At 70.9% G+C, this 25,419-nt stretch carries 27 protein-coding genes and 5 tRNA genes; 15 read left to right on the top strand and 17 right to left on the bottom strand.

Annotated features, from left to right (window positions below; translation table 11 throughout):
• On the bottom strand, positions 1-146 hold a 146-nt coding region (locus ACFV57_RS41435), incomplete at its 3' end, for an aconitase family protein (protein ID WP_385238710.1).
• Between the two features lie 172 nt (positions 147-318).
• Between ACFV57_RS41435 and ndgR the strand changes: the two genes are divergently transcribed.
• Positions 319-1,035, top strand: a complete 717-nt coding sequence (gene ndgR, locus ACFV57_RS41430) for an IclR family transcriptional regulator NdgR (protein WP_003984709.1) — start codon at positions 319-321, stop codon at positions 1,033-1,035.
• A 97-nt stretch (positions 1,036-1,132) separates the two neighbouring features.
• On the opposite strand, the gene ACFV57_RS41425 is transcribed toward ndgR, so the two are convergent.
• Positions 1,133-1,615 carry a DUF4188 domain-containing protein gene (locus ACFV57_RS41425; protein ID WP_385244055.1) on the bottom strand — a complete coding sequence of 161 codons (483 nt, stop codon included), beginning with the start codon at positions 1,613-1,615 and terminating at the stop codon, positions 1,133-1,135.
• An 88-nt stretch (positions 1,616-1,703) separates the two neighbouring features.
• On the opposite strand from ACFV57_RS41425, the gene ACFV57_RS41420 reads away from it, so the two are divergent.
• On the top strand, positions 1,704-2,351 hold the full coding sequence (locus ACFV57_RS41420; protein WP_385244060.1) for a MerR family transcriptional regulator: 648 nt from the start codon (positions 1,704-1,706) through the stop codon (positions 2,349-2,351).
• Between the two features lie 76 nt (positions 2,352-2,427).
• Here the strand turns inward: ACFV57_RS41420 and ACFV57_RS41415 are convergent.
• From ACFV57_RS41415 to ACFV57_RS41390, 6 genes are all read right to left on the bottom strand, one after another.
• Positions 2,428-2,500 (bottom strand) — tRNA-Glu (locus tag ACFV57_RS41415).
• A gap of 36 nt (positions 2,501-2,536) precedes the next feature.
• Positions 2,537-2,608 (bottom strand) — tRNA-Gln (locus ACFV57_RS41410).
• Positions 2,609-2,624: 16 nt separating this feature from the next.
• Positions 2,625-2,697, bottom strand: a tRNA-Glu gene (locus ACFV57_RS41405).
• Positions 2,698-2,760: 63 nt separating this feature from the next.
• Positions 2,761-2,833, bottom strand: a tRNA-Glu gene (locus ACFV57_RS41400).
• Between the two features lie 40 nt (positions 2,834-2,873).
• Positions 2,874-2,945: transfer RNA gene (locus ACFV57_RS41395), tRNA-Gln, on the bottom strand.
• 87 nt (positions 2,946-3,032) lie between these two features.
• Positions 3,033-3,773, bottom strand: coding sequence for an HAD family hydrolase (locus ACFV57_RS41390; RefSeq protein ID WP_385244053.1), 741 nt, complete (start codon positions 3,771-3,773; stop codon positions 3,033-3,035).
• A gap of 147 nt (positions 3,774-3,920) precedes the next feature.
• On the opposite strand from ACFV57_RS41390, the gene ACFV57_RS41385 reads away from it, so the two are divergent.
• Complete coding sequence (locus ACFV57_RS41385) at positions 3,921-4,211, top strand: hypothetical protein (protein WP_385244050.1); 291 nt, start codon at positions 3,921-3,923, stop codon at positions 4,209-4,211.
• A gap of 73 nt (positions 4,212-4,284) precedes the next feature.
• On the opposite strand, the gene ACFV57_RS41380 is transcribed toward ACFV57_RS41385, so the two are convergent.
• Genes ACFV57_RS41380 through ACFV57_RS41370 form a run of 3 tightly spaced genes read right to left on the bottom strand, consistent with a single transcriptional unit; the run spans position 4,285 to position 5,751 of the window.
• Positions 4,285-4,671, bottom strand: coding sequence for a DUF397 domain-containing protein (locus tag ACFV57_RS41380; RefSeq protein ID WP_385244047.1), 387 nt, complete (start codon positions 4,669-4,671; stop codon positions 4,285-4,287).
• 8 nt (positions 4,672-4,679) lie between these two features.
• Complete coding sequence (locus tag ACFV57_RS41375; protein ID WP_385244044.1) at positions 4,680-4,880, bottom strand: DUF397 domain-containing protein; 201 nt, start codon at positions 4,878-4,880, stop codon at positions 4,680-4,682.
• Positions 4,881-4,896: 16 nt separating this feature from the next.
• Complete coding sequence (locus ACFV57_RS41370) at positions 4,897-5,751, bottom strand: helix-turn-helix domain-containing protein (protein WP_385244042.1); 855 nt, start codon at positions 5,749-5,751, stop codon at positions 4,897-4,899.
• Between the two features lie 131 nt (positions 5,752-5,882).
• On the opposite strand from ACFV57_RS41370, the gene ACFV57_RS41365 reads away from it, so the two are divergent.
• The 3 genes from ACFV57_RS41365 (at position 5,883) to ACFV57_RS41355 (ending at position 6,894) form a co-directional block, all read left to right on the top strand.
• On the top strand, positions 5,883-6,182 hold the full coding sequence (locus tag ACFV57_RS41365; RefSeq protein WP_385244039.1) for a hypothetical protein: 300 nt from the start codon (positions 5,883-5,885) through the stop codon (positions 6,180-6,182).
• 143 nt (positions 6,183-6,325) lie between these two features.
• Positions 6,326-6,658, top strand: a complete 333-nt coding sequence (locus tag ACFV57_RS41360; RefSeq protein WP_385244037.1) for a DUF6247 family protein — start codon at positions 6,326-6,328, stop codon at positions 6,656-6,658.
• Entirely contained in the window at positions 6,655-6,894 is a 240-nt protein-coding gene (locus tag ACFV57_RS41355; RefSeq protein WP_385244034.1) for a hypothetical protein, read from the top strand. Before ACFV57_RS41360 ends, ACFV57_RS41355 begins: the two co-directional genes overlap by 4 nt.
• Positions 6,895-6,971: 77 nt before the next feature.
• Here the strand turns inward: ACFV57_RS41355 and gltX are convergent, their stop codons facing one another.
• The 3 genes from gltX to ACFV57_RS41340 all read right to left on the bottom strand — a co-directional run bounded on the left by gltX (position 6,972) and on the right by ACFV57_RS41340 (position 9,511).
• On the bottom strand, positions 6,972-8,450 hold the full coding sequence (gltX, locus tag ACFV57_RS41350; RefSeq protein ID WP_385244031.1) for a glutamate--tRNA ligase: 1,479 nt from the start codon (positions 8,448-8,450) through the stop codon (positions 6,972-6,974).
• Positions 8,443-9,204 (bottom strand): fumarylacetoacetate hydrolase family protein, encoded by a 762-nt coding sequence (locus tag ACFV57_RS41345; protein ID WP_385244028.1) that lies wholly within the window; start codon positions 9,202-9,204, stop codon positions 8,443-8,445. The genes gltX and ACFV57_RS41345 overlap by 8 nt, the downstream gene beginning before the upstream one ends.
• 85 nt (positions 9,205-9,289) lie before the next feature.
• The gene (locus ACFV57_RS41340) at positions 9,290-9,511 is read right to left on the bottom strand and encodes a hypothetical protein (RefSeq protein WP_385244025.1); all 222 of its coding nucleotides are present in this window, start codon (positions 9,509-9,511) and stop codon (positions 9,290-9,292) included.
• Positions 9,512-10,151: 640 nt separating this feature from the next.
• Here ACFV57_RS41340 and ACFV57_RS41335 point away from each other — a divergent pair.
• From ACFV57_RS41335 to ACFV57_RS41300, 8 genes are all read left to right on the top strand, one after another.
• Positions 10,152-13,898 carry a nitrate- and nitrite sensing domain-containing protein gene (locus ACFV57_RS41335; protein WP_385244022.1) on the top strand — a complete coding sequence of 1,249 codons (3,747 nt, stop codon included), beginning with the start codon at positions 10,152-10,154 and terminating at the stop codon, positions 13,896-13,898.
• 9 nt (positions 13,899-13,907) lie between these two features.
• Positions 13,908-14,321 (top strand): roadblock/LC7 domain-containing protein, encoded by a 414-nt coding sequence (locus ACFV57_RS41330; RefSeq protein WP_018087200.1) that lies wholly within the window; start codon positions 13,908-13,910, stop codon positions 14,319-14,321.
• A gap of 97 nt (positions 14,322-14,418) precedes the next feature.
• Positions 14,419-14,829, top strand: coding sequence for a DUF742 domain-containing protein (locus tag ACFV57_RS41325; protein WP_003986417.1), 411 nt, complete (start codon positions 14,419-14,421; stop codon positions 14,827-14,829).
• Entirely contained in the window at positions 14,810-15,409 is a 600-nt protein-coding gene (locus ACFV57_RS41320) for an ATP/GTP-binding protein (protein WP_385244019.1), read from the top strand. Before ACFV57_RS41325 ends, ACFV57_RS41320 begins: the two co-directional genes overlap by 20 nt.
• A 421-nt stretch (positions 15,410-15,830) precedes the next feature.
• A complete protein-coding gene (locus tag ACFV57_RS41315; protein WP_385244017.1) occupies positions 15,831-18,953 on the top strand; it encodes a nitrate- and nitrite sensing domain-containing protein in 3,123 nt (1,040 codons plus the stop codon).
• Positions 18,954-18,963: 10 nt separating this feature from the next.
• Positions 18,964-19,377: a roadblock/LC7 domain-containing protein gene (locus ACFV57_RS41310; RefSeq protein WP_018087204.1), complete on the top strand. Its 414-nt coding sequence runs from the start codon at positions 18,964-18,966 to the stop codon at positions 19,375-19,377.
• A gap of 84 nt (positions 19,378-19,461) precedes the next feature.
• A complete protein-coding gene (locus tag ACFV57_RS41305; RefSeq protein WP_385244014.1) occupies positions 19,462-20,085 on the top strand; it encodes a DUF742 domain-containing protein in 624 nt (207 codons plus the stop codon).
• Complete coding sequence (locus ACFV57_RS41300; RefSeq protein ID WP_159469791.1) at positions 20,066-20,644, top strand: ATP/GTP-binding protein; 579 nt, start codon at positions 20,066-20,068, stop codon at positions 20,642-20,644. The genes ACFV57_RS41305 and ACFV57_RS41300 overlap by 20 nt, the downstream gene beginning before the upstream one ends.
• Before the next feature lie 75 nt (positions 20,645-20,719).
• On the opposite strand, the gene ACFV57_RS41295 is transcribed toward ACFV57_RS41300, so the two are convergent.
• Entirely contained in the window at positions 20,720-22,492 is a 1,773-nt protein-coding gene (locus tag ACFV57_RS41295; RefSeq protein WP_385244011.1) for a dihydroxyacetone kinase family protein, read from the bottom strand.
• A gap of 235 nt (positions 22,493-22,727) precedes the next feature.
• On the opposite strand from ACFV57_RS41295, the gene ACFV57_RS41290 reads away from it, so the two are divergent.
• Positions 22,728-24,062: an MFS transporter gene (locus ACFV57_RS41290; protein ID WP_385244008.1), complete on the top strand. Its 1,335-nt coding sequence runs from the start codon at positions 22,728-22,730 to the stop codon at positions 24,060-24,062.
• A gap of 90 nt (positions 24,063-24,152) precedes the next feature.
• On the opposite strand, the gene ACFV57_RS41285 is transcribed toward ACFV57_RS41290, so the two are convergent.
• Both ACFV57_RS41285 and ACFV57_RS41280 read right to left on the bottom strand, forming a co-directional pair.
• Positions 24,153-24,821, bottom strand: coding sequence for a DUF4360 domain-containing protein (locus tag ACFV57_RS41285; RefSeq protein ID WP_385244005.1), 669 nt, complete (start codon positions 24,819-24,821; stop codon positions 24,153-24,155).
• Positions 24,822-25,055: 234 nt separating this feature from the next.
• Entirely contained in the window at positions 25,056-25,265 is a 210-nt protein-coding gene (locus ACFV57_RS41280) for an acyl-CoA carboxylase epsilon subunit (protein WP_385244003.1), read from the bottom strand.
• Between the last annotated feature and the right edge of the window lie 154 nt (positions 25,266-25,419).

The following is a 25,419-nucleotide window of genomic DNA, read 5'->3' as shown; positions in this document are numbered from 1 at the left end:
CGGCCGGCCTTGCGCAGGCCGTCGAACGCCTGCGGGCTGGTCACCTCGTGCAGCAGGTGCAGGTCGATGAAGAGCAGGTCGGGCTCGCCTTCCGCGCGCCGGACGACATGGCCGTCCCAGACCTTCTCCGCGAGTGTGCGTCCCATCGCTTTCCCTCCGGCCGGCCGCATTGCCGGCCCAACTCGACTGTGTGCGCAGCGTCCGTCCCCCGGTTCCGGACGTCCTGCCGGGCCCCGGTCGGGGGCCGTGACTACAGATTGGCGGCTTCCTGGGAAAATTGAACTTGCGTTTCACACTGTGAGACGTGAGTATCGTTGCATGGACAACTCTAGCGGCGTCGGCGTTCTCGACAAGGCAGCTCTGGTACTGAGCGCTCTGGAGTCCGGTCCGGCCACCCTCGCCGGGCTGGTCACGGCGACCGGGCTCGCACGACCCACGGCACACCGGCTGGCCGTGGCACTGGAACACCACCGGATGGTGGCGAGGGACATGCAGGGCCGGTTCATCCTCGGCCCGCGACTGTCGGAACTGGCCGCGGCGGCCGGCGAGGACCGCCTGCTGGCCACGGCCGGGCCGGTGCTCACACACCTGCGCGACGTGACGGGCGAGAGCGCGCAGCTCTACCGGCGCCAGGGCGACATGCGGATCTGTGTGGCCGCGGCGGAACGGCTGTCCGGATTGCGGGACACCGTTCCGGTCGGCTCCACGCTCCCCATGAAGGCCGGCTCGGCGGCCCAGATCCTGATGGCCTGGGAGGAGCCGGAGCGCCTGCACCGCGGCCTCCAGGGCGCCCGTTTCACGGCCACCGCGCTGTCCGGCGTACGGCGCCGGGGCTGGGCCCAGTCGATCGGCGAGCGGGAGCCGGGCGTGGCCTCGGTCTCCGCCCCCGTGCGCGGCCCCTCGAACCGCGTGGTCGCCGCCGTCTCGGTCTCCGGACCGATCGAGCGGCTGACTCGCCACCCGGGCCGGATGCACGCCCAGGCGGTCATCGACGCCGCCGCCCGGCTCAGCGAGGCGCTGCGCCGTACGGGCTGACCGGTCGGCCCGCGCCAACCCGCTACCCCGCTGACCTGCGAAAACCGACCGGCCGGTGCGGCTGCTGACGCCCGCACCGGCCGGTCGGCCGTACCGCCTAAGCCGCGTTCGCGGCCACGCCCCGCGCCCCGCGCCGCCCGAGCGCGACGACGCCGTGCGCGGCACCGAGCCCGGTGGGCGGCATGCTGTTGTACAGCGTGTCGTACGCGCCGGCCGGCACGACGTACGTCTCGTGCCAGATCCCGACGCTCCCCTTGCCGTCCCGCGCCCGGCGGTTGAACGCCGTCCACGCGGGACGGTGCTTCTTGTCCGGATTCGACGCGTAGGCGTACAACTTCTCCCGCGACTCCCAGTATTGGACGACGCCGAAGAGGCGCGGCCCGCCGCCCAGCGCGCGATACCCGAGCAGCCCCGACTCCGGGTCGGTCGCCAACTCCTTGAGCATGGGCGGCATCGCGAGCAGCGTGGGCAGCCAACTGCCCACCGCTCGGAGCCGGTTGATACGCATCCCGATCAGAAAGACGACCACCTCCCCGTCGGCGTCCGCCCGCATCCGCCCCGGCACGACCTCATTCCCCATACCTGTCCCCCTGCCTCTCGCGTCCCCTTTGGATAGCTCCACCATCCATGCTTGGATAGTGGCACTCTCCAAAGGAAGGCGCAAGCGGATGCGGCTGGCGGAACTGAGCGAACGCAGCGGGGTACCCACCGCCACGATCAAGTACTACCTGCGCGAGCGACTGCTCCCGCCCGGCGAGCGGATCACCGCCACCACGGCCGAGTACGGCGATGCCCACCTGCGCCGGCTGCGCCTGGTGCGGGCGCTGGTCCAGGTCGGGAAGATGCCGGTGGCCACCGCGCGCGAGGTGCTGGCCGCCGTCGAGGACGAGTCGCTGGACCACCACATGCGCCTCGGCGCGGCCGTATGGGCCCTGCCGCACGACCCGGGCCCCGAGGAGGGGGCCCCGGAGACCGCAGCCGCGCACCGGACGGCGGACGAGCTGCTGGGCCGCCTGGGCTGGCGGTACGGGGCGGAACAGGGGCCGGACTCCCCCGCGTACGGAATGCTGGTGAACGCCCTGGCCGCGCTCGCCCGGCTCGGCTACCCGCACGCCGTCGAGAACGTGCTGCCATACGGCCGGATCGCGGGTGAACTGGCGGTCGCGGACCTGGACTTGGTGGAGGCGTACGAGACGCCCGCCGAGCAGGTCGAGGCTGCGGTGGCGCTGACCGTACTGCTCGAACCGGTACTGCTGAGCCTGCGGCGGCTCGCGGAGGCGGAGGAATCACACCGCCGCTTCAGGGGCAGCACCTGACCCCGCCCCCGGGGGGCGGGGTCCCCCGGGCATGCGAAGAGGCCCCTCCCTGACCGGGAAGGGCCTCTTCGTCGCGTACCCCCGACCGGATTCGAACCGGCGCTACCGCCTTGAGAGGGCGGCGTGCTAGGCCGCTACACAACGGGGGCTAGCTTGCAGAACCGCAGTTGACCTGCGATTTCGCGCTGGGCTACCAGGACTCGAACCTAGACTAAATGAACCAGAATCACTCGTGCTGCCAATTACACCATAGCCCATGGTGGTTTAGACCAGTACCCCCGACCGGATTCGAACCGGCGCTACCGCCTTGAGAGGGCGGCGTGCTAGGCCGCTACACAACGGGGGCCCTAGCGATCCTTGCGTCGTCACATCCGGGAGCGACCCGAAGGTGACGGTGAGAAAGGATCTGTACCCCCGACCGGATTCGAACCGGCGCTACCGCCTTGAGAGGGCGGCGTGCTAGGCCGCTACACAACGGGGGCCTGGTACTGCATGATCAAGAGACCTTCAGAAGGTCTCTTGCTGGGCTACCAGGACTCGAACCTAGACTAACTGAACCAGAATCAGTCGTGCTGCCAATTACACCATAGCCCACCGGAACGCAACCCCTAGGGGGAGTCTTGTTCGGCTTGCGCTTCCCGGCCCGGCCTTTCGGCCCTCTCGGGCGGCGCAGAAAGAACATTACCCGAAGGTGGACGACGCTCCAAAACCGATAAGGCCGCGCACCAGCCCGGGCAGCTCGGCGAGGCTCCCGATCCGCGCCACCCCGTCCGGCACGTCCTCCTCCGGCGTCTCCGCCTCCGCGCCGACCCGGTCCACCCACACGGCGCCCAGCCCGGCGTCGCGCGCGCCGATCGCGTCCACGTCCAGCTTGTCCCCGACGTAGACGACCCGCTCGGGCGCCAGTTCCATGGCGTCACAGGCCGCCAAGAACGCCTCCGCCGCCGGTTTCGCGTGTCCCACCCCGTCGGCACACAGCACCACCTCGAAGTGATCGCGTATGCCCAGCGCCCGCAGCTTGCGCTCCTGATTACGGACGGACGAGTTCGACAACACGCCCTGCCGGGCCAGCGGCGCCAGGTCCGTCAGCGCCTGCACGGAATCCGGAAACAGCGTCCAGGCCGCCTCGTAGAGCGCGACATACCGTCCGAACCAGGCATCGGCCTCGTCATCACTCAACGCCTCCCCGAGGAAGGTCCGCGCCCGCTCCCTGCGATGCTCCAGAAACCCCAGCTCCCCCGAGAGGAAGCGCCCGAAGGCAACTTCCATGCACTCCCGCCACCGCCCGAGCGCGCACTCGGCGTCCGGATACCCGCCGAGCAACCCCTCGGCCTCGATGTGGCGCAGCGCGCCCGCGCGGTCCGACCCCGTGTAGTCGAAGAGGGTGTCGTCCACGTCCCAGAGGACGGCCTCGATGGTCATGAAACCGACGGTACCTGGGCCGGCCGCGCGAGTGCCGGAGTTTTTGCCCTGCCCACGTCAAGGCGATGGCATGCTGTCGCCCTGCCGGGGGCGCCCTTCGCGCCCCCGGCCGGAATCCAACGGGGAGTGATCGACACAGTGATCGACATGAAGCGTGCCGCCGCAGTGGGCCTGGCCGTGACCGGCCTGGGCCTCAGCAGCCTGGTGACCGCCGCACCGGCATCCGCGAACGGAACGGCGCCCGCATGCGTGAAGCGCAACGTCTTCACGGTGGTGGGCCGCTACTGGGAGGCGCGCGTCCAGAACACCTGCGGCAGGACGATGCGCGTCCGCGTGGTCGGCTCGTTCGGCCCGTTCGACTGCCACAGCTTGAAGAACGGCGCCAGCTACCGCCACCACAGCGAGTGGGGCAAGTACAAGCGCGTCGAGGTGTGCTGAGGCGCGCCGGCGCGCCGAAGGTGACGTGGGGGGCCGGCGGTCGGAGGTTCGGCGCGCCGGGCCCCGCGCGTGCTCAGGGGTTACGTACGGGCGGACGGGCCCCGTGGCCTTTGATCGCGGCGAGGAACGCGGCGAGGCCGTCCGGGGTGGCCGACAGGATCGCCTCCGGGGCGTCGCTCTCGCGGATGTGGAGGGCGCCGTCGGATGCGGCGGCGACGTTCAGGCAGTTCGCACCCTCGTTGCTGTACGAGGACTTCTGCCAGAAGGCTGCACGTGCTGGGTCTCGCTCTCCCTTGAGCGCATCAACCAACCCGGCCAGCCCCTGGCGGGAGGTCGAGAGGGTCACCTGTGGATCGTCGCTTTCCCGCAGACGTACGGTGCCGTCAGGTACGGCAGCGATGTTCACGCAGTTCGCGCCCGCATTGCTGTACGAAGACTTCTGCCAGACCAGGCGGAACATAACGGGCTTCACCCCCTCACAGTTCGTCCCACGCCGCTCTCCTTGATCGCCGCCAGGAACGCGGCCAGCCCGGCACGACTGGCCGACAGGATCGTCTCCGGAGCGTCGCTCTCTCGGAGAAGTGCGGTGCCGTCGGGCGCGGCGGCGATGTTCACGCAGTTGGCAGCCTCTCCACTGAAGGTCGACTTCTGCCAGGTCAGACGGGTCATGCTGGGTCTCGCTCCTTCACAACTCGTTCTTCACCCGCAGGATCAGATCCCGCGACTGAGACGGCTTGAGCGCCCGGGACTCCATTCGGTCCAGGACGGTGCGGTACTTCGTGACATGCGCCTCTCCATCGATGAAGAGGGAGCCATGGTCGGTGTCGAGCTGAATCGTGTCCAGGTTGGGGATGTCGCCGACGAACTGGACGATGCCGTGCCCCGCTCCGGGGAAAGCGCCCGTCCCGAATGGGATTACCCGCACGTCCACGTGCGGGTCCTCGCTCCGGTCGACGAGATACTGAAGCTGTTCCCGCGCGACAGCGGGACCTCCGAACCCTATGTGCAAGGCAGCTTCGTGGATGATCGCCATCAGCGGGGTTGCTGACCTCCCGTGGACCACACCCTGGCGCTTGAGGCGGTGGGAAACCCGGTGTTCGATCTCGTCGGGAGTCAGATGCGGCACCACGTCGCCGATGACCACACGAGCGTGGTCCCTGGTCTGCAACAGCCCGGGGATGTGGATCACCGAGGCGATTCGTAGGGCACACGCGTGATGTTCCAGCTCGGCCAGGTCCAGCGCGTCAGACGGCAGGATTTCGCGGTACTCCTCCCACCAACCCCGCGTACGGCCACCGGTCATCGCGGCCAGCGCCTGGATGAGGGCATCGTCCGAGCATTCGTAGAGCCGGGCCAACGCCCTGACGCGGTCCGCGCTGACTGCGTAGCTACCCGCCTCGATGTTGCTGATGCGTGATTGCGGGGCACCGAACAGCTCTCCGGCGCGCGTCGCGGACAGGTCTGCGTGCTCGCGGAGACGGCGCAGCTCAGCTCCCAGACGTCGCTGTCTGACCGTCGGCGGAACCTTCGCACGAGCCACGCCTGCCGCCCTTTCACTCACACGAGTGGTAGTGATATGCGATCCAGCAAAACGCTGGGCTGCATACCAACACTTGCCCTAGTCTCCTCGCCACCAGCAGATCAACTTCGCCCACAGCCAGGAGACTTCACATGGCCACCGTATCCCCACCCCCGCCCCTCCCCGACCCACCCGACGGCTTCGCCCAAGAGGTCCAGGAACTGGTCGACGCCACCGCGCCCCGCCTCTTCGCCGTCGTCGAGGAGTTCGGTATCTGCGGCATGCGGGACGCTCGGGTCGCCGCCTGGGGGCTCGCCTACGAGGACGGACGGGCGGATGTCGCCGCCACGGAGGGCGGCTTCCGGATGGCGGTGGCCGCGCCGGAGGGGGCGGCCCGGTTCGTGTCGATGCGGCCGGGGAGCCTCGGGAGTGTTGTCTGGCCGGGGTCATGAGGGCCGGGCCGGACGGACCGATTCGACCGTCGCCGGTCACGATGCGTCCGTCGGGGCACGGAAGCCAGGATCTCCTGGATGCGTGCCCCACCGCCGCCTACCGTGGGTCCCGCCCTGCCTACACGTACCGGAGGTCGCCGGCCATGGACAGAGAGATCGAAGTGGATCGGGACGCCTGTGAGAGGACTCCGGACGCCATTCGTACGGCGTTGCAGCGGCGGCCGGACTGGCTCCAATACTTCGAGCAGGACTGGCTCAGCGCGGCGGCGGAATTCGATCGGGCGGAACTGGACCGGGTCGTCGACAAGTGGTTCCCCTTCGCTTGCGCGTGCGCGACGCCCGGCTACCTGGATCAGGTGGAGCAGATGGCCAAGCGCCTGGCGGAGGGGGACACGGAAGGCATGGTCTTCTGGGACGCCGAGGGCAACGCGTACGACGCCGAGAACAATCCGATCGACGTCGGCAGGTGCCCATGACCGCTTATGTCATCAGGTACGCGGATCGCGCCGCGCGGTGCAAGGCGGCCCTGGGCACCGCGCAACGGGCCTCCTTGGAGGAGCTGGAGAAACGGCTCAGCCTGAATCCGTTCGGCGCGCCCGCCAAAAGTCACCGGGATGACAGCTGGTCAGCCACGTTCGAGGGAGGCTTCATCCTGTACGTGGTGTCCAACACGCACGTCGTGATCAACGTCATCGATCTCGTGGCCGCGTGACCCGGCCCCCCACGCCGAAGGGGCGCCCACCGAAACCCGGTGGCCGCCCCTTCGCCGTACGACGTAAAGCCTTCGCGTTACGCGCCCAGCTTCGTCAGTGCCGCGTCGATGCGGGCCAGTGTGCGCTCCTGGCCCAGGATCTCCAGGGACTCGAAGAGCGGGAGGCCGACCGTGCGGCCGGTGACGGCTACGCGGACCGGGGCCTGGGCCTTGCCGAGCTTGAGGCCGTGGGCCTCGCCGGCGGCCAGGACGGCTTCCTTGAGGGAGTCGGGGCTGGACCAGTCGGCGCCGGACAGCTTCTCGCGGGCGGTGGTGAGCAGGGCCACCGGGTCGCCCTTCATCGCCTTGGTCCAGGACGCCTCGTCCTCGACCGGCTCCTTGCGGAAGAGGAAGTCGACGTTGGCGGTGATGTCGGAGAGGACCGTCAGGCGGGTCTGCGCGTGGGGGGCGATGGCCTGCCAGGCCGCCTCGTCGAAGTCGGCCGGGTCCCAGTTGGCGTGGGGGGCCTGGAGCCAGGGGCGGCAGGCCTCGGCGAAGGCCTTCGGGTCCAGGCGGCGGATGTGGTCGGCGTTGATCGCCTCGGCCTTCTTCAGGTCGAAGCGGGCCGGGTTGGCGTTGACGTCGGCGATGTCGAAGGCCGCGACCATCTCCTCGATGGAGAAGACGTCCTGGTCGGCGGAGAAGGACCAGCCGAGGAGGGAGAGGTAGTTGAGCAGGCCCTCGGGGAGGAAGCCGCGCTCGCGGTAGAGGTTGAGGGACGCCTGCGGGTCGCGCTTGGAGAGCTTCTTGTTGCCCTCGCCCATGACGTAGGGGAGGTGGCCGAAGAAGGGGACGTACTTGGCGACGCCCAGTTCGATCAGGGCCTGGTAGAGGGCCACCTGCCGGGGGGTGGAGGAGAGCAGGTCCTCGCCGCGCAGGACGTGGGTGATCTCCATCAGGGCGTCGTCGACCGGGTTGACCAGGGTGTACAGCGGCGCGCCGTTGGCGCGGAGGATGCCGTAGTCCGGGACGTTCTCCGGGGTGAAGGTCAGTTCGCCGCGGACCAGGTCGGTGAAGGTGATCGGCTCGTCCGGCATCCGGAAGCGGACGATCGGCTCACGGCCCTCGGCCTCGTACGCGGTGATCTCGTCGGCCGTCAGGGCCCGGCACTTGCCGTCGTAGCCGGAGGGCTTGCCGGCGGCGCGGGCGGCCTCGCGGCGGGCGTCCAGCTCTTCGGTGGAGCAGTAGCACTTGTAGGCGTGGCCGGCGTCCTGCAGCTTCTGCGCGATCTCCTTGTAGAGGTCCATGCGCTGCGACTGGCGGTACGGCTCGTGGGGGCCGCCGACCTCGGGGCCCTCGTCCCAGTCCAGGCCCAGCCAGCGCATCGAGTCGAGCAGCTGGTTGTAGGACTCCTCGGAGTCGCGGGCCGCGTCGGTGTCCTCGATGCGGAAGACCATGGTGCCCTGGGTGTGCCGGGCGTAGGCCCAGTTGAACAGGGCGGTGCGGACCAGGCCCACGTGGGGGTTGCCGGTCGGGGAGGGACAGAAACGGACGCGGACGGGGGTCGCGTTAGCCACGCTTGATCACCTTGTTGGTGAGAGTGCCGATGCCTTCGATGTGGACGGCGACCTCGTCGCCGTCCTGGAGGGGGCCGACCCCGGCCGGGGTGCCCGTGAGGACGACGTCGCCGGGGAGCAGCGTCATCGCCTCGGTGATGTGCACGATCAGGTCCTCGACGGAGCGGACCATCTCGCTCGTGCGGCCGAGCTGGCGTTGCTCGCCGTTGACGGTGCACATGATCGTCAGGTCGCCGGGGTCCAGCTCGGTCTCGACCCAGGGGCCGAGCGGGCAGGAGGTGTCGAAGCCCTTGGCCCGCGCCCACTGCGCCTCGCGCTTTTGCACGTCGCGGGCGGTGATGTCGTTGGCGCAGGTGTAGCCGAGGACGACGTCCTTGACGCGCTCGCGCGGGACCTCGCGGCACATGCGGCCGATGACGACGGCGAGCTCCGCCTCGTGGTGGACCTCCTGGGAGAAGGAGGGGTAGACGACGGGGTCACCGGGGCCGACCACCGAGGTGGAGGGCTTGAAGAAGGTGACCGGCGCGTCGGGGACCTCGTTGCCCAGCTCGCGCGCGTGTTCGGCGTAGTTGCGGCCGACCGCGACGACCTTGTTGGGCAGGACCGGGGGCAGCAGGCGGACCTTGTCGAAGGGGACCTTGTGACCCGAGCGCTCGAATTCCGCGAAAGGGTGTCCCTTGATGACGTCGATGTCGTCGCCGTCGAGGACGCCGAAGCCGACGTTGCCGTCGATGGAGAATCTGGCGATGCGCACGGGTTGCCGCTGCCCCTCATAGATCACTGGCCGGAGTTGACACTCCAGGCTATCGCGGGGCCGCGGCCGGCCCGATTCCCCTTAGTCAGACGGCCGTGTCCGGCGCGGCGGCCTGCGCGGGGACGGTCTGCGGCGCGGGGGCGTCCATCAGGACGGTGCGGCGCGGGTTGGCGGTCTGGGTGGGCAGCTCGACGGCGTGCTCCGGCGTCTGGGCCGCGGCGCCCTGGAGCTCGTCGGCATCCTTGAGATGGGCGAGGGTGGTGCGCCGCGGGTTGGCTATGTTGCGGAACATCATCGTGGTCTTCACTGCTCATGCCTCGCGTAGGAACGTCGGGGACCGCGGCCGTTTTCCCGCACGCGCAGGATTGCGGCCTTGTCATTTCGGGCAACTGTGTAAAGCGTCAGGCTATGCGCGCTATTCCCCGCGCCGCTTCGGGAAAGTCGGGCGGGCGGCTGTGAGTTTCCTCACGAAGTGTGTGACAAATGCCGCATTTCCCATGATCAACATCCAGGGGCGAAACGGACATTGCTGGATTGAAGGCCATGTTCCGCTCCCGATCACCGCACCTGGGACAGGAGGCGCCCGTGAGCGACTCGCGGACATAAGTCCGTTATCGGCGGCGCCGCTCTCTACGTATTGTGACGTGTTCCGTACATTGCGTCACGTACGTCACAGAGGGCGGCACCGCTCTTGTTGGAGATCCGGCACTGTGCTGGAATTCCACGGACCGCCGCAGCTATCAGCAGGACGGCGCGCAGGGGGCGCAGCGAAGCGCCGCGCGGTGGTGCCGCTCTCTCGGCCAGAGGGGGCAGCTCGCCGGTCACTCACGACCGCCAAACGGGGGCCCCGGTCCCCTACGACTCGACAACCGTCCCGCCGTTCGCGCGGAGGGACGCCTGGTCCAGAGGTTGCGACGCTAGTGCAGGGACGTTTCAAGAGGGATGGCATGGGGTCTCCCCAGGCCCGCCAGGGCCAAGGGGAAGCTGCGGCGGACCCGGAGCTGCGCGGCGGAAGCGACCGCGCCGCCTCGCCCCAGCATGGCCCGGGCAACGGCCCGGCGATCGGCGGTGACTCCGCCGACGGCGCCGCGCCCAAGCCGTCGAAGGGCGCCAAGGAGCCGAGCGGCCCGGGCGCTCGAATAGCCATGCGCAACTGGCGCATCAGCACCCGCCTGGTCTCCCTGCTGGCGCTCCCCGTCATCGCCGCGACCACGCTGGGCGGCATGCGGATCTCCACCTCGCTGGAGAACATCGACCAGCTCGACAAGATGCAGCTCCTCACCGAGATGACGCGGCAGGCCACCGAGCTGGCCGACGCGCTCCAGACGGAGCGGGACAAGTCGGCGGGCCCGATCGCCGGCACCGGCAACGTCAAGGACGACGCCAGCGTCGTCGCCCCGCGTCAGACGACCGACCGGGCCAAGCAGGCGTTCAACAAGGCCACCGGCGACGTCCAGCGCGACGACCCGACGATGTCCGGCGTGCAGGCGACCCTGCTGGACATCGGCCGTCAGCTCAACACCCTCAACGAGATCCGCAACAACGCGTACAAGGACGGCGACAACGCCGCCCGTACGGTCAGCAGCTACAACCAGCTCATCACCTCGCTGCTCGCGCTCTCCCAGGACATGGCGCAGGCGACCAGCAACCCGGAGATGATCCGCAGCACCCGTGCGCTGGCGGCGTTCTCCTCCGCCAAGGAATACGCGTCGATGCAGCGCGCGCTGGTCAGTGCCGGCCTCGCGCACAAGGGCAGCCCGCAGCTGTCCGCCAACGACCGGCTGGCCGGCCGTACCGCCGAGGACAACGAGAAGGCGGCCCGCGACCGCTTCTCGCAGATCTACACCGGCGCCACCGACCTGACCAAGGGCCTGGACGGCAACAACGACGACATCAAGGCGGCCGTCGCCTTCGCGCACCGGGCGTTCGCCAGCGACGGCGGTATCCACAGCGAGGACTACAAGTACCTCGACTGGTACGACACCGACACCGTCAAGATCGACGAGATGGGCCGTATCGAGAGCTCGCTGCTCTCGCAGATGGAGCAGAAGTCCCGCGAGCTGCGCAACGAGGCGACGCAGGAGGCGATCCTCAACGGTGCGCTGATCCTGCTCGTCCTGGGCATCTCGCTGGTCGGCGCGTTCGTCGTCTCCCGGTCCATGGTGCGTTCGCTGCGCCGTCTGCAGGACACCGCGCAGAAGGTCTCCCAGGAGCGCCTGCCCGAGCTGGTCAAGCAGCTGTCCGAGGCGGACCCGCAGGACGTGGACACGTCCGTGGAGTCGGTCGGCGTGCACAGCCGTGACGAGATCGGCAAGGTGGCCGCGGCCTTCGACGACGTGCACCGCGAAGCCGTCCGGCTGGCGTCCGAGCAGGCGCTGCTGCGGGGCAACGTCAACGCGATGTTCACCAACCTCTCGCGCCGCAGCCAGGGCCTCATCCAGCGGCAGCTCTCGCTCATCTCCGAACTGGAGTCCCGCGAGGCCGACCCGGACCAGCTGTCCTCGCTGTTCAAGCTGGACCACCTCGCGACCCGTATGCGCCGTAACGGTGAGAACCTCCTCGTCCTCGCGGGCGAGGAGCCGGGCCGCCGCTGGACGCGCCCGGTGCCGCTGGTCGACGTGCTGCGCGCCGCGGCCTCCGAGGTGGAGCAGTACGAGCGCATCGAACTGACCGCCGTACCGCAGACCGAGGTCGCGGGCCGGGTCGTCAACGACCTCGTCCACCTGCTCGCCGAGCTGCTGGAGAACGCGACCTCCTTCTCCTCCCCCCAGACCAAGGTCAAGGTCACCGGTCACGCGCTGCCCGACGGCCGCGTGCTGGTCGAGATCCACGACACCGGTATCGGCCTGTCGCCCGAGGACCTGTCCGCGATCAACGAGCGGCTGGCCAGCCCGCCGACGGTGGACGTCTCGGTCTCCCGCCGCATGGGTCTGTTCGTGGTCGGCCGCCTGTCGCTGCGGCACGGCATCCGTATCCAGCTGCGGCCGTCCGACTCGGGCGGTACGACGGCGCTGGTCATGCTGCCGGTCGACGTCGCCCAGGGCGGCAAGAAGCCGCAGCCGGGCGGCAAGGGCGGGCCGGGCGCCGGAGCCGGCGAGGGCGTTCCGAACACCCCGAACGCCTCGGCCAACCGCCTCGCCGGTCTTCAGCCGCGCGGCCAGGTCGGTGCGGGCGGTGCCCGTCCGGCGCTGCCGGGCCGCGGTGGTCCGGGCATTCCCGGTGGCCAGGGCGGGCCGGGTGCCGGTGCGTTCGGCGCGCCGGGCGGCCGTACGGGCGGCGCGCCCGCGGGCCCCGCGAAGAGCACCCCCAACACAGGCCAGATGGACGACGGGCGTCCGGCGCTGCCGACCCGCGGCGCGCCGGCCGGTGCGAACGCGGGCGCGGACGACACGTCGCAGATGCCGACGGTCGCGCCCCCGACGGGCGCCCCGCGCCGTGACGAGCGCCCGCAGCTTCCGCAGCGCGGCCCGGCGGCCGAGCTGCCCGGTGGCGCGGACGCCGCCGACGGTACGTCGCAGCCCGGCACCACCAGCTGGGGCGCCCGCCGCGAGCGCGGTGCCTCGGACGACTGGCCGATGACGCCCCGCCAGGCGCAGGACCGGCCGCGCGGACACGAGGAGCCGGAGACGACCGGTGGCTTCGCCCGCCCGGCGGCCGGCGGCCCCGGTGACACGGCGGAGTTCGCCCGTCCCGACTTCGACGCCCCGCCGCCCGGCGCGGACGGTGCGCGCACGGGCCGCGGCCCGGGTGACACCGGCGAGTTCGCACAGCCGGCCGCCTTCGGTGGCGGCGCGCCGCAGCACGGCGACCGGGCCACCGGTGAGTACGCGCTCCCCGCCGACCTGCGCGGCGAGCCGCAGCAGGACACCGGGCAGTTCGCCCGTCCGGGCGCCGAGCGCGACGCTTTCGCCGAGTACGGCAGCACCTACGAGAACAACGGGTTCGACGCCAACGCGGGTGGCGCCTTCGAGGGCGGCAGCGCCTTCGGCGCCGGCACGCCGCGGCAGGGCGCCGACACCACCGGCGAGTTCACCCTGCCCGCCGACCTGCAGGACGGGCCGCGGCAGGGCACCGGCGAGTTCCCCGTGCCGCCGCAGGAGCGGCAGCGCCCGGAGGGCGGCTCCGGCGATCTGCTCGGCGGCGGTTCGCCCTCGGGCCCCGGTGACGGCCGTACGCCGATCTTCGACACGATCGAGTCGAACTGGTTCAGCCAGCCGGCGTCCGGTGCCTCCGTACCGCAGCAGGCGGCCGACGAGCCCGCGAGCCCGTCGGCGGAGCACTCCGAGGCTCCGCCGCTGCCGCGCCGCGACCCGGGCGCCGCGACCGGCGCCGCCTCCGGCGGCACGTCCGGCGCCGGCCTCCTCGGCGACGCCGACGGCGGTGCGCAGGGCCAGTGGCGCGCCTCGCCCAACGACGAGCGCTGGCGGCAGGCGGAGCAGATCCGCCAGCCCGCCGCGGGCGGCGTCACCACTTCCGGACTGCCCCGCCGTGTGCCGCGCGCCAACCTGGTCGCCGGCACCGCGCAGCAGCAGTCCCACCAGACCGGTCCGCAGGTCTCGCGTGCGCCCGACGACGTACGCGGCCGTCTGACCAACCTTCGTCGGGGTATCCAGCAAGGCCGTTACCGGGCCGAGGAGAACGCCTCCACCGGCAACCACGGCGTTGTCGACCCCACTCACCAGCAGGAGCGTTAGTTGAGTCCGATGAGCCAGGCGGCGCAGAATCTGAACTGGTTGATCACCAACTTCGTGGACAACACCCCCGGGGTGTCCCACACGGTGGTGGTCTCCGCGGACGGACTGCTCCTCGCCATGTCCGAGGGTTTCCCGCGCGACCGTGCCGACCAACTGGCCGCGGTGGCGTCGGGCCTGACCTCGCTGACCTCGGGTGCCTCGCGCATCTTCGAGGGCGGCACGGTCAATCAGACCGTGGTGGAGATGGAGCGCGGCTTCCTCTTCATCATGTCCGTCTCCGACGGATCGTCGCTGGCCGTACTGGCGCACCCCGAGTGCGACATCGGCCTCGTCGGTTACGAGATGGCCCTGCTGGTCGACCGCGCGGGCACCGTGCTGACGCCCGACCTGCGCGCCGAACTCCAGGGCAGCCTGCTGCACTGAGTCCCGCCGAACGTCACGACCCGACCCACCGCCCACCGTGCCGCACCCCCCACCGGCCCAACCCGACGACAGTCAGTTGTCCCGTCCGGAGGACCCCATGACCCCGCCACCTGCCTCGCCCGGCCCGTACGGCGCCTACAGCCAAGCGCCGTACGGGGGCGAAGGTGACCAGCCGCTGGTCCGCCCGTACGCCATGACCGGGGGACGGACCCGGCCGCGCTACCAGCTCGCCATCGAGGCGCTGGTCAGCACGACCGCCGACCCGTCCCAGCTGCCCGGCCTGCTGCCGGAGCACCAGCGCATCTGTCACCTGACCCGCGAGGTGAAGTCGGTCGCCGAGGTCTCGGCGCTGCTGCACATCCCGCTGGGAGTGGCCCGGATTCTGGTCGCGGACCTGGCGGAGGCCGGTATGGTGGCGATCCACCAGCCGGGTGGCAGCACCGAGGCCGGCGGTACGCCCGACGTGACGCTGCTGGAAAGGGTGCTCAGTGGACTTCGCAAGCTCTAACGGCACCGGGCCGGCCGCCGGTCAGGGCGGCGGCTCCACCACGTCCGCGAAGATCGTGGTGGCGGGCGGCTTCGGCGTGGGCAAGACCACGTTCGTCGGGGCCGTCTCGGAGATCAACCCGCTGCGTACGGAGGCCGTGATGACCTCCGCCTCGGCGGGGATCGACGACCTGAGCCACGTCCAGGACAAGACCACCACCACGGTGGCGATGGACTTCGGCCGCATCACCCTGGACCAGGACCTGATCCTGTACCTCTTCGGTACCCCCGGACAGGACCGCTTCTGGTTCATGTGGGACGACCTCGTACGCGGCGCCATCGGCGCCGTCGTCCTGGTCGACACCCGCCGCCTCGCCGACTGCTTCCCCGCCGTCGACTACTTCGAAAACAGCGGCCTGCCCTTCGTCATCGCCCTCAACGGCTTCGACGGACACCAGCCCTACACCCCCGACGAAGTACGCGAAGCCCTCCAGATCGGCCCCGACGCACCCATCATCGTCACCGACGCCCGCCACCGCAGCGAAGCCAAGAGCGCCCTCATCACCCTGGTCGAACACGCCCTCATGGCCCGCCTGAAGTGACCTTTTCACGTCCCCCTGCCCGAAAGTAAGTTGCCCCGGGCAATGATGGACCGGTCCGGCGCCGACGGGCGCCGGAAAGGTCGCGGGCGGGCGGCGGTTCCCGTACGCCGTCAGTGGATCTGTGTCCTTGGCCACGCCGCCGGTCACGTTCATAACGTTTCGACAGAGAATTCCTCCGCCGCCGACACCCGGCGCGCACACGCGGCTCCGCTGTGCGCACATTTCTCTCGCCTTTTGCCGCTCCTCGCCCTTAACGCCCCTTTTATGTGACGTGCTCAGCGAGTTGCTCCACCTTTGCTCAGTGTTTGGAACGCGCGGTCCTGACGTGCTGAAATTCGCTGAACTCCGGAGTAGTAACGCCCTGAAGAAAACGGCACAGCGCAAAAGGGTGCGGTGCCGGCGCCGAGAGGTTGTTGGTCGAGTGAGGCGAAGCAAGTCGGACCCCGAGCCGCAGGAAGCGCGGCGGGGCAACTTCACGCCGCCGTCGCACAGTGCGGCACCGGCCGGCGGCACGCCCGAAAGCCCGGTCGCCACCGTCCCCGTGAGCGGCGGGCGGTTCTCCCCCCGCAACTGGCGGGTGGCCACCCGGCTCAACGCGATCCTGCTCATCCCCGTCCTCGTCGCCCTGGTCTTCGGCGGCCTGCGCGTGAACAGCTCCGTCGAGACCTGGCAGGAGGCCCAGGACGCGGAGGCCACCGCGAAGCTGGTGCGCGCCGCGGCCGCCTACAGCCACGCCATCATCGACGAGCGCGACCGCACCGCCGAGCCGCTGCTCGCCGGCAAGCGCGACGACCCGGCGGTGCGCGAGGCCCGCGGGGCCACCGACACCGCGGCCGGGGCTTTCCACGCCGCGGTCGAGGAGATGCCCGACAAGAAGGGCCTCCAGCGCCGGCTCGCCGCCTTCGAGAAGGCCGAGCCCGGCCTGAAGAAGCTCCGCGAGGCCGCGTACACACCGCAGCTGGCCGGCGTGCGCACCGAAGAGGGCTACGTCGCCATCCAGCACCCGCTGATGGAGTTCGCCAACGAACTGGGCCTGGGCACCGGCAACATCACCTCCTACGGCCGTACCGTCTACGCCGTCTCGCTGGCCAAGGCCGCCGAGTCGCTGACCCGTTCCATCGGTACGCACCTGCTGGTCGACCCGGCCTCCCCGCAGGGCGGCCAGGAGCACAAGAAGCAGCTGACCTCGTTCGCCTCGTACAAGTACCTGGAGAACATCGCGATCGGCGAGTACACCTCCGGCGGTACCCCCGAGGACGTGCAGCGGCTCAAGGACGACACCGCCAAGCTCAAGAAGCGGAGCGGGACGTCGCCGTCCTTCGACGCGATGGCCGCCGCCATCGGCTCCGGCGCCTCGCCGCAGCAGCTCGCCGCGCAGGGCATCACCCCGCAGACCTGGTTCACCGCGGCCACCGGCAAGTTCGAGATGTACCGCGCCATCGAGAAGGACCTCGCGGACAAGGCGGTCGACGAGGCGGCCGAGATCTCCTCGGACGCCCGCCGGTCCACCTTCACCGACTCCGCGATCGTGATCGCCGCGCTGGGCGTCGCCTTCCTGGTGGCCGGCATGATGGCGCGCCGGATGAGCCGCAACATGAGCCGGCTGCGCACCGCGGCCTTCGGCATCGCCGAGCAGCGGCTGCCGACCCTGGTCGACCAGCTCTCCCGTACGGACCCGGGCCGCGTCGACACCCGCGTACAGCCCATCCCGATCCACACCACCGACGAGATCGGCGAGGTCGCCCGCGCCTTCGACCAGGTGCACCGCGAGGCCGTCCGGCTCGCCGCCGAGCAGGCGCTGCTCCGGGGCAACGTCAACGCGATCTTCACCAACCTCTCGCAGCGCAACCAGGGCCTGATCGAACGTCAGCTGACCCTGATCACCGAGCTGGAGAACAACGAGGCCGACCCGGACCAGCTGGAGAGCCTCTTCCGGATGGACCACCTGGCCACCCGTATGAGGCGCAACGGCGAGAACCTCCTCATCCTCGCGGGCGAGGAGCCGGGCCGCCGCTGGAACCAGCCGGTGCCGCTGATCGACGTGCTGCGCGCGGCGACGTCCGAGGTCGAGGCGTACGAGCGAATAGAGCTGTCCGGCGTGCCGGACGGCGACATCCACGGCACCGCCGTGACCGACCTCGTGCACCTGCTCTCCGAGCTGCTGGAGAACGCCACCACGTTCTCCTCGCCGCAGACCAAGGTGCGGGTCGCCGCCACCCGGCTGCCGGACGGCCGCGTGATGATCGAGATCCACGACAAGGGCATCGGGCTGACCCCCGAGGACTTCGCGGACATCAACCACAAGCTGGCCAACCCGCCGACCGTGGACGCCTCGGTCTCCCAGCGCATGGGCCTGTTCGTGGTCGGCCGGCTGGCCGACCGGCACGGCATCCGCGTCCAGCTGCGCCCCTCCGGCGAGCAGGCCGGCACCACGTCCCTGGTCATGCTCCCCGAACCCATCACGCACGGCGGTGGCGGCGAGGAGGGCTACGGCGACGACTTCACGGTCTCCCGCATCGTGCCCGAGCACCAGCAGGGGGCGTACGAGAACGACGGCCGCTCCGCCGCCGAACTCGGCTTCGAGGACCACGGCTACGGCCTGCCCGGCGCCGCCGCGCAGCTCGACCCGGTCAACCGCTCGCTGATGCGCGAGGAGCGCCGTGCGGCACTGGAGGCGCAGGCCGGCGGCCCGGGCGCCCAGCCGCACCACCCCGCGCCCGGCCCGTACCAGGACCCCTCGGCGCCGCTGTTCCAGGACCCGGCGCAGCAGCCCGGCTCCGGGACCTGGAACTACCCGGACCAGACATATGCGGAACCGGCGCAGGGCACCTACGGCGACGGTTCGCCGCAGGCCCAGGGACTTGCCGAAGTCGGTTACGGCGAGACCGCCGGCCAGCAGCCGTACGCCCCGTACGAGCCGCCCCAGCAGGACAACTGGCCCGAAAACGGAGCCTCGGGCGGCTACTTCGGCCAGGAAACGGAATCCGACCGGAATCAGCGGCCCGCTCCCGCGGACGGTCCGGACCGCGTAGCATTCGACCGACCGGACCCCACCCCGAACGACCCGTCGTCGCTGACCGACGCCGGCCTTCCGCGCCGCGGAGCAGCCGGCCGGCCGCAGGCTCCGCAGCAGCAGTGGCAGCCGTTCGAGGAGGCGTCCTCCAGGCCCCGTGCCCAGGAGGAACCGGCGGCCGCCCCGCAAGGGAACGCGCCGGAGCCCGGTACGGACGACTCCGAGTGGCGCTCGGCCAACGACGAGCGCTGGCAGCGGGCGGAGCGGCTGCGCGAGCCGAAGGCGGGCGGAGTCACCTCCTCCGGTCTGCCCCGACGGGTGCCCAAGGCCAACCTGGTCGAGGGCACGGCGGAGCAGAGCCCGCAGGGCGGCCCGCAGGTCTCCCGCGCTCCGGAGGACGTCCGCGGCCGGCTGAGCAACCTGCGGCGCGGCGTCCAGCAGGGACGCAACGTGGGCACGGACCACTCGGAGGTCCCCCAGAATGACCAACAGGGCTTCGGCCCCGGCAGCACCTACGATCAGGAGCGTTAGTGTGAGCCCGATGAGCCAGGCGGCGCAGAACCTGAACTGGTTGATCACCAACTTCGTGGACAACACCCCCGGTGTGTCCCACACGGTCGTGGTCTCCGCGGACGGTCTCCTCCTCGCCATGTCCGAGGGCTTCCCTCGGGACAGAGCCGATCAGTTGGCGGCGGTGGCCTCCGGCCTCACCTCGCTGACCTCCGGCGCCTCCCGCATCTTCGAAGGCGGGAGCGTCAATCAGACCGTGGTGGAGATGGAGCGCGGCTTCCTCTTCATCATGTCCGTCTCCGACGGATCGTCGCTGGCCGTACTGGCGCACCCCGAGTGCGACATCGGCCTCGTCGGTTACGAGATGGCCCTGCTGGTCGACCGCGCGGGCACCGTGCTGACGCCCGACCTGCGCGCGGAACTGCAGGGCAGTCTTCTCAACTAGCAGACAGGCAGTGCGTTTCCCGCCACCGCGCCATAGGGTGCGGTGGCGCGACCGGCGTCAGATTGGCAAGTTGAAGGAGGAGACGTGGCAACGCCCCCGAGCGGATACCCGTACGGTCCCGGACAGCAGTCCGAGCCCCAGGGCGAGCACCGGCACAACCGCTTCAACTTCCCTTCCGCGCCGACCCGCCGGCAGCAGCGGCCACCACAGCCGCCGCAGCCGGGGCAGCCGTACCAGCAGCGGCAGCCGTACGACTCCCGGCAGCCGTACGAGCCGTCGGCGTACGAACAGCCAAGGGCGCCCCGCATCCAGCCGGTGCAGCCCCAGCGGCGCGCGCCCGCGCCTTCGGCTCCCACCGGAGGCGCGCACAACCCGCTCGTGCGCCCGTACGCGATGACCGGGGGCCGGACCCGGCCGCGCTACCAGCTCGCCATCGAGGCGCTGGTCAGCACGACCGCCGACCCCGCCAGGCTGCAGGGCCAACTGCCGGAGCACCAGCGCATCTGCCACCTCTGCCGCGAGATCAAGTCAGTGGCCGAGATCTCGGCCCTCCTCTCCATCCCCCTCGGCGTCGCCCGAATCCTCGTCGCCGACCTGGCCGAGGCCGGACTCGTCGCCATTCATCAGCCCGGCGGGGACGAGACCGCCGGCGGACAGCCAGATGTGACACTGCTCGAAAGGGTGCTCAGTGGACTTCGCAAGCTCTAGCGGTGCAGCCCGCTCCACCACCTCCGCGAAGATCGTGGTGGCGGGCGGCTTCGGCGTGGGCAAGACCACGTTCGTCGGGGCCGTCTCAGAGATCAACCCGCTGCGCACCGAAGCCGTGATGACCTCGGCGTCGGCCGGCATCGACGACCTCACGCACGCCCCGGACAAGACCACGACGACCGTGGCGATGGACTTCGGCCGCATCACCCTGGACCAGGACCTGATCCTGTACCTCTTCGGCACCCCCGGACAGGACCGCTTCTGGTTCATGTGGGACGACCTCGTACGCGGCGCCATCGGCGCCGTCGTCCTGGTCGACACCCGCCGCCTCGCCGACTGCTTCCCCGCCGTCGACTACTTCGAAAACAGCGGCCTGCCCTTCGTCATCGCCCTCAACGGCTTCGACGGACACCAGCCCTACACCCCCGACGAAGTACGCGAAGCCCTCCAGATCGGCCCCGACGCACCCATCATCGTCACCGACGCCCGCCACCGCAGCGAAGCCAAGAGCGCCCTCATCACCCTGGTCGAACACGCCCTCATGGCCCGCCTCCGCTAGCTCGTGACAGCGCGAAGCCCCCGCACTCCTCGGTGCGGGGGCTTCGCGCTGCCCGGCCGGGGGCCGGGCTCCTTGCTAGCCGTTCAGGTATGCGGCGACCGCGGTGAGCAGGAGCGACAGCGACACCGCTCCGGGGTCCGGGTGGCCGTGGCCGAGGGGGCCCATGCGGGCGGCGCGGCCCCGGCCGGGGGTGAGGTCCGCGGTGGCGGACGCGGCACGGGTCGCGGACTGGGCGGCCGCCTTCCAGGCGCCGGGCAGGGGTTCGCCCGCGCGGGCGCGGAGTTCGGCCCGGAACGGCTCCAGCGCGTCGAGCATGGTCTTGTCGCCCACCCGCGCGCCGCCCAGCTCGGATACGGCCCGCTGCGCCGCCTCGGCGGCGTCCGCGAACAGGGCGGTGGAGTGAACGTCGGCCTTGGCGAGTACGGCGCCGGTCTCGGCCAGCAGCGTGCCGTACAGGGCGCCGGACGCGCCGCCCGAGGCGTCGGCCAGGGCGAGCCCGGCGGCGAGCAGCGCGGCGCCCGCCGAGCGGGGGGACGCGGCCGGCCCCGGTTCGGCCGCGCGGGCCGCGCCGACGGCGGCGCGCAGGCCCCGGACGATGCCGATGCCGTGGTCGCCGTCCCCGGCGACGGCGTCCAGCCGTCCGAGTTCGTCCTCGTTGGCCGCTATCAGGTCCAGGGCGGCCTGGAGGGCGGCGGTGGCGGGGAGGTCGGCGGCCGAGGGGGCGGGCCGGGGCGTGGCCGTGGACGCGGCGGCGTCCGGTACGGAGGCGGCGGGCCGCAGGTCGTCGGCGTCCGCGTGGTCGCCGGGGAGGCTGCGGAAGGCGGGGGTGTCGCAGGGCGCGTCGTAGAGGGCGGCCAGTTCGTCGTCGAGGACCATGACGGACAGGGAGACGCCCGCCATGTCGAAGGACGTGACGAACTCGCCGACCTCGGGGCGGTGCGGGCGCAGTCCGGCGGCGCGCAGGCGGCGGTTGACCTGCCGGTAGACGACGAACATCTCCTCGTACTTGGTGCGGCCCAGGCCGTTGAGGAGGACGGCGACCCGCCCGTCGTTCCCGGCGGGCGGCTCCGGGAGTTCCTGGAGGAGGTTGTCGACGAGTTCGTCGGCGAGTTCGGCCGCGGTGAGGTGGCGGGTGGTGCGCAGGCCGGGTTCGCCGTGTATGCCCATGCCGAGTTCGGTCGTTCCGGCGTCGACGGTGAACAGCGGCTCGCCGGCGCCCGGGAGCGTACAGCCGGCGAACGCGGCGCCGAAGGTCCGCGTCATCGCGTTGGCGTGTTCGGCGGCCCGCGCCACGCCCGCCAGATCGTCGCCGCGTTCGGCGGCGGCGCCCGCCACCTTGAAGACGAAGAAGTCGCCGGCCACCCCGCGCCGGTCGCGGGACGGGTCGATCTCCTGGCCCTCGACCGGCGGCGGGCCGCTGGCCACGTCGTCGGTGACCAGGACCGTACGGACGTCGACGCCTTCGGCGGCCAGGCGGCGGGCGGCGAGCCCGAAGTGCATGACGTCGCCGGCGTAGTTGCCGTAGCTGAAGAGGACGCCGGCGCCGCCGTCCGCGGCGCGCGCGGTGCGGTAGACCTGTTCGGCGCTGGGGCTGGCGAAGACGTCGCCGACGGCCGCCGCGTCGGCGAGGCCGGGGCCGACCAGTCCGGCGAACGCGGGGTAGTGGCCGGAGCCGCCACCGATGACGACCGCGACCTTGCCGGGGCGCGGCGCGTGGCGCCCGACGACCCCGTACGCGTCCGGGACCCGGCGGACGGTGCGGGCGTAGGCGTCGGCCAGTCCCTCCAGCCAGTCCTCACGGAAGGTCCCGGGGTCGTGGCCGAGGCCGGCGGCGGGGGTGGTGGTCATCGGGCTCACTCCTTTGTTTCGTCCCTGTTGGATTTAACACCCAGATCACATATCCGTCACCCCTCCTGGCGTAAATCGCGTCTCAAGTTGCGAGAAAGGAGCCGAAGAAAACCCAGCATCACACCTTGCATGTGAAGTTCACAGGATTCATGCTGCTCACATCACATCGCTCGGCCGTCCGCGTCGCACCCCACGACCGCACCGGCGCACCACACGTACCGCACGGAGGCAGGCCATGGCCCCACCGAAGCTCTCGCTCCCCGACCGGCTCGGCATTCCGCGGCCCCTGGTCCTCGGCTATCTCGGCGTGCTGCTGTTCATGGTGGGCGACGGCGTCGAGTCGGGTTTCATCGCCCCGTACATGGCCGGGCACGGCGCCGGTACCGAGGTGCACGCCTCCTACGTGATCACCGCGTACGGCGTGACCGTGATGCTCGCGTCCTGGCTCTCCGGCGCCCTGTCCGACCTGTGGGGCCCGCGCCGCGTCATGCAGCTGGGCCTGGCCGTCTGGGTCGTCTTCGACGTGCTCTTCCTCGTCTTCGCCCTCGGCCCGCAGAACTACCCCCTGATGCTGGTCTTCTACGGCCTGCGCGGCTTCGGCTACCCGCTCTTCGCCTTCGGCTTCCTGGTGTGGATCACCGCGACCGCGCCGACTGCCCGGATGGGCACCGCGGTCGGCTGGTTCTACGTCGCCTTCACCGGCGGCCTGCCGACCCTCGGCTCGCTCGTGGCCGGTGTCACCAACCCCTGGTTCGGCCAGTTCGGCACCCTGTGGGTGGCGCTCGGCATCATCGTCCTGGGCGGCGCCTGCTGTCTGCTCGGCGTCCGCGAGCGCACCGGCTTCGCCCGGCTCGCGCCGCCGGAGGTGCGGCCGGTGCAGTCGCTGCTGTCCAGCCTGTCCATCGCCTGGACGCACCCGAAGGTCGCCGTCGGCTGTGTCGTGCGCATCATCAACACGGCGCCGGAGTTCGGCTTCCTGGTCTTCCTGCCCACCTTCTTCGGCAAGGAGCTGGGCTTCGGGGAGGGCCGCTGGCTGACCCTGCTGGCCGTCATCTACGGCACCAACGTGCTGTGCAACCTGCTCTTCGGCATGATCGGCGACCGGATCGGCTGGCGGCGGACCATCGCCTCGTTCGGCGGGCTCGGCTGCGCGGTCACCACGCTCACCCTCTACTTCGTGCCGAAGGCGGTCGGCGGCAACTACACCGTGGCGATCATCATGGGGATGCTGTACGGCATCACCCTGGCCGGATTCGTCCCCATCTCCGCCCTGATCCCGGCCCTCGCGCCGGACAACAAGGGCGGCGCGATGGCGCTCCTGAACCTGGGCGCGGGCGGCGCGGCCTTCGTCGGCCCGGCCATCGTCAGCGTCTTCCTCACCCCGCTCGGCCCGGCCGGGGTGGTCATCGTCTTCGCCGCGCTGTACGTCCTGTCCGCCGCCCTGACGCTGTACCTGAAGCTCCCGGAGGGGCCCGCCGCGGACACCACCGCGCCCCCGGCGGCCGCGCCCCCGGCCGCGGCGGCCCCCGCCGGAGCGCCCCCCGCCGAGCCGACGGCGGTCCGTACCTGACCTCCGTACGGCGATGGTCCCGCGTACACCGGTGTACGCGGGACCATCGCCGTACGCGAACCCTTCAGACAGCCGCCGTGCCCGCGGCGCCTAGGCCTTGGGGCACTGCTTCCACGCGAAGTGGTACTTGGTGTTGATGCTGCCGTCGGTGGAGTCCATCGCCATGAAGCTGGTCAGCTTGGGGTCGGAGCCCTTGGCGTCCACCCGCAGCTCGGTGTTGATGTTGAAGTAGCGCTTCTCGCCGCAGGGGGCGTAGACCAGCGCGTCGATCTCGGTGTCGTCCTGGCTCTGCCAGTTGTTGTCGTACGGACCGGCGAAGCGGTGGCTCTTGCGGGCCGTCTGGGCGCTGCCCTGGAAGTAGTAGCCCGCCTGTTCCAGTCCGACGGCGCCGGGCGCGAGCTGGGCGTAGCCGCGGTAGTCGGCGCGGGCGATGGCGTAGGTGAAGCCCTGGGGGACGTGGACGTTCAGCGCGATCTGGCAGTTCTTGCGGGAGTCCGTGGGTCTGCTGTCCTTGCCCGCCTGGGCGAGGTATTCGCTGTACGTCACGGTGAACGCGGTGTTGTCGGGCGCGACGGCCACCGCGGCGCTGCCGGGCCGGCAGCCCGAGCCGTTGACGGTGGCGACCGTGATGGTGATCTGGCCGGTCGGCGGCGCCTCTTCGCCGTACCGGGGCGAGGCCTGAGCGGAGGCGGGGGACGCCGACCCGGCGAGGACCAGCAGCGATGCCGCGGCGGCACCGACACCCATTGTGCGGAACATGGGCTTTCCTTCCGGTCGTGCTGCGGTGCGCTCCCGGGCTTGGTACGGGGACGCCGGTAGCGCGATGACGAGCGCATGTCAGCACGGGGATCACGGTTTGGACAGCTCCCGGCCCCGGAGTCGGTGCGAACCTACGCCTTGTTTCGGCCGTCGCAGCAACGGGGTGCGGTCCGCGAAGAAAGCACCCGGGCCCGGTACTCGTGACGAGTACCGGGCCCGGTGTGACGGATGTGCTCAGCGCTGCCAGCTGCCGGCGCTGCGGAAACCGGACTGGCGCTCCAGGCGGCGCCAGCGGGCGGCGGTGGCGTGCCGGCGGCCCGGCACGGTGGCGTCCGGCCGGTGGGCGGCACGGGCGAGCAGGACGGCGGTCAGCGCCGCCAGCTCTTCCTCGCTGGCGTCGCCCTTCTCCACGCGGATGGGGCTGGTCTGCACGGGAATGCTCACGTCGTTTCTCCGGTCTGCGAAAGGTCCGGTCGGGGTCCGGCCGTTGACGGCCCGCGGCCTACTGGGGCGGGTTGCCGTGCTTGCGTGCGGGCAGGTCGGCGTGCTTGTTGCGGAGCATGGCCAGGGAGCGGATGAGCACCTCGCGGGTCTCGGC

Source organism: Streptomyces sp. NPDC059788 (assembly GCF_042732265.1).
Lineage (GTDB): Bacteria > Actinomycetota > Actinomycetes > Streptomycetales > Streptomycetaceae > Streptomyces.
Note: the sequence above shows the minus strand (reverse complement) of the source record. Positions and strands in the feature narration are given on the sequence as shown.